Annotated in this window: 5 protein-coding genes; 1 reads left to right on the top strand and 4 read right to left on the bottom strand. The window is 68.0% G+C overall.

Annotated elements, in window-relative coordinates:
- Positions 1–183 precede the first annotated feature (183 nt).
- Positions 184–2,334 carry a methyl-accepting chemotaxis protein gene (locus N878_RS10810; RefSeq protein ID WP_021443670.1) on the bottom strand — a complete coding sequence of 717 codons (2,151 nt, stop codon included), beginning with the start codon at positions 2,332–2,334 and terminating at the stop codon, positions 184–186.
- A 464-nt stretch (positions 2,335–2,798) separates the two neighbouring features.
- Here N878_RS10810 and N878_RS10805 point away from each other — a divergent pair, with 464 nt between their 5' ends.
- Complete coding sequence (locus tag N878_RS10805; RefSeq protein ID WP_021443669.1) at positions 2,799–3,620, top strand: M48 family metallopeptidase; 822 nt, start codon at positions 2,799–2,801, stop codon at positions 3,618–3,620.
- A gap of 60 nt (positions 3,621–3,680) precedes the next feature.
- Here the strand turns inward: N878_RS10805 and N878_RS10800 are convergent, their stop codons facing one another.
- The 3 genes from N878_RS10800 to N878_RS10790 all read right to left on the bottom strand — a co-directional run bounded on the left by N878_RS10800 (position 3,681) and on the right by N878_RS10790 (position 6,062).
- The gene (locus N878_RS10800) at positions 3,681–4,124 is read right to left on the bottom strand and encodes a ketosteroid isomerase-related protein (RefSeq protein WP_021443668.1); all 444 of its coding nucleotides are present in this window, start codon (positions 4,122–4,124) and stop codon (positions 3,681–3,683) included.
- A gap of 111 nt (positions 4,125–4,235) precedes the next feature.
- The gene (locus tag N878_RS10795) at positions 4,236–4,817 is read right to left on the bottom strand and encodes a TMEM165/GDT1 family protein (protein ID WP_031303026.1); all 582 of its coding nucleotides are present in this window, start codon (positions 4,815–4,817) and stop codon (positions 4,236–4,238) included.
- 246 nt (positions 4,818–5,063) lie between these two features.
- A complete protein-coding gene (locus tag N878_RS10790) occupies positions 5,064–6,062 on the bottom strand; it encodes a class I SAM-dependent methyltransferase (protein WP_021443666.1) in 999 nt (332 codons plus the stop codon).
- Positions 6,063–6,178: the final 116 nt, after the last annotated feature.

Genomic DNA, 6,178 nt, shown 5'->3' with positions numbered 1-6,178 from the left:
GCAACCGGCCGGCCTACCTGCTCGGCGGCGTCGGCCCCGGCGAAATCGAGCGCGCCCGGCAGATCGGCGCCCAGGGCGTCGCCGGAATCCGCGCGTTCTGGCCCTAGGGTGTCGCAGGGCCGCCCAGGTCGTGCGCCTGGGGACAGGGTGCACATGGCGCAGCCTGCCGGTGCGGAGTGGCTGTTACACCCTGAACTGGTTGATCAGCCGGCGCTGCTGCTCGGCCAGCTTGGTCAGCCCGGCGCTGGCCTGACTGGCCTCGTCGGCGCCACCGGCCACCTCGTTGGCCACCTGGCCGATATTGGTGACGTTGCGGTTGATGTCCTCGGCCACCGCGCTCTGCTGCTCGGCCGCGCTGGCGATCTGGGTGTTCATGTCGTTGATCACCGAGACCGCCTGGGTGATGGCCTCCAGCGAGTCGGCCGCCTGGTTGGCGTGCGCCACGCTGTCGTCGGTCTTGACCTGGCTCTGCTCCATCACCTTGACCACCTCGCGGGTGCCGTGCTGCAGCTGCTGGATCATGCTCTGGATCTCTTCGGTGGCCTGCTGGGTCTTCTGCGCCAGGTTGCGCACCTCGTCGGCGACCACGGCGAAACCGCGGCCCTGTTCGCCGGCCCGCGCCGCCTCGATGGCGGCGTTGAGCGCCAGCAGGTTGGTCTGCTCGGCGATGCCGCGGATCGCCACCAGGATCGCGTTGATGTTCTCGCTGTCCTTGGCCAGGCTCTGCACCACGCCGACGGCGCGGCCGATTTCGCTGGCCAGCGCGGCGATGGCGCTCGAGGTGCTCTGCACCACCTGCTTGCCCTGGTTGGCGGCGCGGTCGGCGTGGTTGGCGGCCTCGGCGGCGTGGGTGGCGTTGCGCGCCACGTCCTGGGCGGTGGCGGTCATCTGGTGTACGGCGGTGGCCACCAGCTCGATCTCGGCCAGCTGCTTCTGCACGCCCTGGTTGGTGCGGATGGCGATGTCGGCGGTGTGCTCGGACGAGTCGCTGACTTGCTGCACCGAGGTCACCACGTCGCCGATCATCGCCTGCAGCTTGGTCAGGAAGGCGTTGAAACCCTGGGCGATCTGCCCCAGTTCGTCGCTGCGCTCGACCCGCAGGCGCACGGTCAGGTCGCCGTCGCCCTTGGCGATGTCGTCGAGCATGCCGACCATCTGCTTGAGCGGGCGGGCGATACCGTAGCCGACGAACCAGATCACCAGCAGGCCGAGGGCGGCGATCAGCAGGCCGACCAGGCTCATGCCCAGGGTATCGGCTTCGCGCTGCGCGGCCAGTTCGCCCTGCAGCTGGCGCAGGTCGGCCATCACGGTGTCCAGCGGCAGCACCAGCATCAGCACCCAGCGGGTATCGGCCTGGCCGATGGTGAAGCTGAGAAACAGCTCGATATGGCTGTCGGCGGGATCGTCCTCGACGTGGATGTCGTACTTCGGCTGGCCCGGCTGCAGGCCGCTCAGGTTGCTCAGTTCGTTGGCGTCGAGCAGCGCTGTGGCCGGTTCGCCGAGCTTGTCCGGGGCCTTGGTCGAGGCCACCAGGCGGCCGTTGCCGGCGATCAGCGCCATCTCGCCGGCGCCGTCGTAGAGCTGGGCGTCGGCCTGGGTCAGCAGGTCCTGGATGAAGTTGACCGCCAGGTCGGCGCCGGCGATGCCGCGGAATTCGCCGTCCACCAGGATCGGCGAGGTGAAAGACGCGAGCATGGTCATCTTGCCGCCGACGTCGTAGGGCGCCGGGTCGATCACGCAGGGGCGCTTGCGCTCCTTGGGACACAGGTAGTACTCGCCCTCGCGCACCCCGGTGGGCAGCAGTTTCTCGCTTTCCATCGAGCCGATGGCGTCGAGACCCAGGCTGCCGTCGGCGTTGCGATACCACCAGGGCAGGAAGCGGCCGCTGCCGTCGTAGCCGTTCTCGCGGCTGCCAGCATAGAGGTCGTCGCTGGCGTCGAAGGCGTTCGCCTCCCAGCCGATGTAGCTGCCCAGCAGCTTGGGGTTCTGCGCCGTGGTCTCGCGTACCAGGTTGGCCAGTTCCTCGCGGCTGACGGCCAGCAGCGGGGCGCCGTTGGCATCGCTCATGCCGAGCAGGGCGTTGACCCGGGCCAGGTCGGCGGTGATCTGCAGCGGCACCTCCAGCTCGCGCTGGATTTCGCTGACGTGGGCGCGCGCCAGTGCCGCCAGGCGCTGTTCGATGACCTGTTCGAGCAGCGCCTGGGTACGTTGCTCCACCAGCGCCTGGGTGCGAGCGCTGGCGAACAGGGCATAGAGCACCAGGGCCACGACCACGGCCAGCACGCTGGCGCCGGCGAGGAAGGCGACGGAAAACTGGATCGACTTGAACTTCATATTGGCTCCGGGGCGCGAGGTGGCCTGTAAGAGCCTGTTCAAAGGCTGCTGCGCGTCGGCACTGCTGCGTTAAAAACAGGCTCGGACAGTGACTTGTCACTGAACGTCCGCAGGACGGCCCGCAGGACGAGCGCAGCGAGTAATGCTCATGTACAAAAGTACACTCCGCTTTCTCGCCTGTTTGATTCGCTGGCGCTCACCCTTCGGGCCAGCCTTTGGCTGTTACTCCCGTTGGTCGTTGCGCCTTGCATTGCTCTAGCTCGCGAGCCTTTGAACAAGCTCTAAAGCGGCTATCGGCAGCGTCGGCGGAAAACCTTAGCGGGCTGTCGTGGATAAGCTCTCGGACGGCGTTTTGGCGGTTTCATCGCTTAGCAAAGATGGCCCGCGGCCATCGTGCAAGTGGCGTGGTTGCTCGCGCCGAGGCGGCGGCCTAGCATAGGTCGGTCGATAAAGGAGATCGTTCGATGAACAAGGTTCTTACCCTGGGTGGCCTGGCGGCGGCGCTGCTGCTGGCCGGCTGTCAGGCCGTCAACACCACCAGCGGCGGTGCGGTGGGCGTGGAGCGCAAGCAGTACATGTTCAGCATGCTGTCGGCCGACCAGGTCAACCAGATGTATGCGCAGTCCTACCAGCAGACCCTGAGCGAGGCGTCGAGCCAGGGCGTGCTGGACAAGAGCAGCGCCAATGCCAAGCGCCTGCAGGCCATCGCCAACCGGCTGATCCCGCAGGCGCCGCGTTTCCGCCCGGATGCGGCCAACTGGCAGTGGGAGGTCAACCTGATCAAGAGCCCGGAGCTCAACGCCAACTGCGGCCCCGGCGGCAAGATCATCTTCTACAGCGGCATCATCGAGAAGCTCAAGCTGAGCGACGACGAGATCGCCGCGATCATGGGCCACGAGATGGCTCACGCCCTGCGCGAGCACAGTCGCGAGGCGATGTCCAAGGCCTATGGCATCGAGATGGCCAAGCAGGGTGCCGGCGCCCTGCTCGGTCTCGGTGAGGGCGGCCTGGCCCTGGCCGACACCGTGGTGCAGTACAGCCTGACCCTGCCCAACAGCCGCGGCAACGAGAACGAGGCCGACCTGATCGGCCTGGAACTGGCCGCGCGCGCCGGCTACGACCCCAATGCGGCGGTCAGCCTATGGCAGAAGATGGCGGCCGCCGGCGGCGGGGCGCCGCCGGAGTTCATGAGCACCCACCCGTCCTCCAGCAGTCGTATCGCCTCGCTGCAGGCGGCGATTCCCAAGGTGATGCCGCTGTACGAGCAGGCCAAGGCCGGGCGCTGAGTCCGGCCTCGGGATGGACCGGCGGCGCGTCCTGAGGGCTCAGGGCGCGCCGTTGGCGTTTCAGGGCAGGGCTTTTTCGGCGAAGGGGCGGGTTTCCAGATTGAGCTGGGCGCGGAAGCTTTCCATGTCGAACATGGTGCAGATTTCCTGGATCTCGTTGCCCGGGGTCAGGGTCCAGAAGGCCATGGCCGAGATGCTCAGCACCTTGTCGCTGGGCGGGTAGCCCAGCGCGGGTTTCTCGATGGTGCCGATCAGGGTGCTCCAGGTGACCACCTTGTAGCCTTCGGCGATGCATTCCTCGACCACCACCTGCAGGTCCGGCATGGCGTGGCGGATGTCCTGCACCATCTGGGCGAAGCCGGCGCTGCTCAGCGGGCGGCCGATAAACGAACTCTTGTAGAGAAAGTCGCGGCTGTGCAGTTGCTCGGCCAGCGCCAGACGGCCCTTGTTCCAGGTCAGGTCGATGTGCTGGCACACCACCTTCTTCCGATCATCCAATGACATGACGCCCTCCGGACTGCCGACTCAAGTTGCGTGACGTGTCGCGCACTTTAGCAGCAGGCAGGAGGGGGCTGGAATTGGCCGATGTGCCAGCTAGATGGCGTCAGCGATGCGTCATGCCAGGCCGCTCAACTGCAGCGCCTGGTAGCCGGCGTACAGCGCCAGGGCGGCGAAGGCGCAGGCGGCCAGGCGACGGATCAGGGTCAGCGGCAGGCGCTCGGCGGCGAAGTTGCCGGCCAGCACCACCGGCACGTTGGCGATCAGCATGCCCAGGGTGGTGCCGAGCACCACCAGCACGAAGTGCGGGTACTGCGCCGCCAGCATCACCGTGGCGACCTGGGTCTTGTCGCCCATCTCGGCGATGAAGAAGGCGATCAGGGTGGTGAGGAAGGGACCGTACTTCTTCAACCCGGATTCCTCGTCCTCGTCCAGCTTGTCGGGGATCAGCGTCCAGGCGGCCACGGCGACGAAACTGGCGGCGAGTATCCAGCTCAGGGTGGCGGGCGAGAACAGGCCGGCGACCCAGTTGCCGACGGCGCCGGCGGCGAAGTGGTTGGCCAGGGTGGCGACCACTATGCCCCAGATGATCGGCCAGGGCCGGCGAAAGCGCGCGGCCAGGAGCAAGGCGAGCAGTTGCGTCTTGTCGCCGATTTCGGCGAGGGCGACGATCAGGGTGGGGACGAACAGGGATTCCAGCATGGGGTTTTCCTAAAGGGGCGGGTCGACACGGCTATGACACGTACGACCTTCCCGCCCCGGGTAAGGTGTGCGTGTCATAGGTCTTGTCAAACCGCAGGCCCCTCTGGGAGGCCTTGGGTCGCGCGCGCCATGCTCTGCGGAGCAAGTGTGTTGACGCGTGCCGGGCGAGCTGGGCGCTCGCGGGAGACTACTCCCCTAGGACCGGCGCATTGTGCCCAAGCGTTTCGCCCAGAGCAACCCCGCTCAACGCCGCCGGGCGGCGTAGATGCGAAAGCCGTCGGCCTCGGCCAGGGTGCGGCAGGGGCCGAGGTGGCGCTCGATCAGCGGCGGGTACTTGAGGAAGCTGTTGGCCACCAGGCGCAGTTCGCCGCCGATGTTCAGGTGGGCGGCGGCCTGGGTCAGCAGGTTCTCGCTGGCCTGGTAATGGGTGTGCACGCCCTGGTGAAAGGGAGGGTTGCTGACGATGGCGGCCAGCCCTTGTGGCGCCGACTCGATGCCCGTGCCGGCGATCAGCTCGGCATCCAGGCCGTTGCGGGCCAGGGTCAGGCGGCTGCTGGCCAGGGCGAAGGCGTCCACGTCCAGCAGGCTCAGCTGGCTGGCCGGGTAGCGGCGCTTGAGCGCGGCGCCGAGCACGCCCGCGCCGCAGCCGAAGTCCAGCAGATGGCCGTGCGGCAGGTCGTCGAGGTGCTCCAGCAGTAGCGCGCTGCCGCGATCCAGGCGGCCGTGGGCGAACACCCCGGGCAGGCTCACCACCTGCAGCGGCCCGTCGGCCAGCGGCAGGCTGTAGACCTGGGCCAGGGCTTCGAGCTCGGGCTGCGCGGGCGCCTGCTCGACCTGCACGTACCACAGCTGGCAATGGCGCGCGTTGTCCAGCTTGCGCGGCGTGCCATAGGCCGCCAGCTGCTTGGCCGCACGCTCGATGCCGCCGCGCTTCTCGCCGACCAGGTACAGCGGGCGGCCGCTCAGGCGCGCGGCCAGGGCCTGCAGCAGGTAATCGGCGAGTTCGCGCGACTTGGGCAGAAACAGCACGGCGGCGCGGTAGTCGCCCTCCGGCATCAGGGTGTCGAACTGGCTGCGCCCGGCAAAGCGTGCCTGCAGCAGTGCCTGGTCGCCGGCGTGCCAGCTCCAGCCGCGCGCCTGGGGCAGGGCGCCGAGCAGATCGTCGGCCGGCAGACCGGCCAGCAGCAGCTCGCCGCCGAACAGCTCGGCCTGACGCAGGAGAACTTCGCTTCGCGGGTCCATCGGGGGCTCCTGAAAAAGCTGCGCAGCTTAGCCGACCAGCCGCCGCGGCGCACCGGCGAAGAAGGCTGCGGCGTTCTCCGCCACCTGGCCGACGATGCGCTGGCGCGCCTCGCGAC

Origin of the sequence: Pseudomonas sp. EGD-AK9, from assembly GCF_000465935.2 — a bacterium.
GTDB lineage: Bacteria > Pseudomonadota > Gammaproteobacteria > Pseudomonadales > Pseudomonadaceae > Aquipseudomonas.
This window is presented reverse-complemented; position numbering and strand designations above follow the sequence as displayed.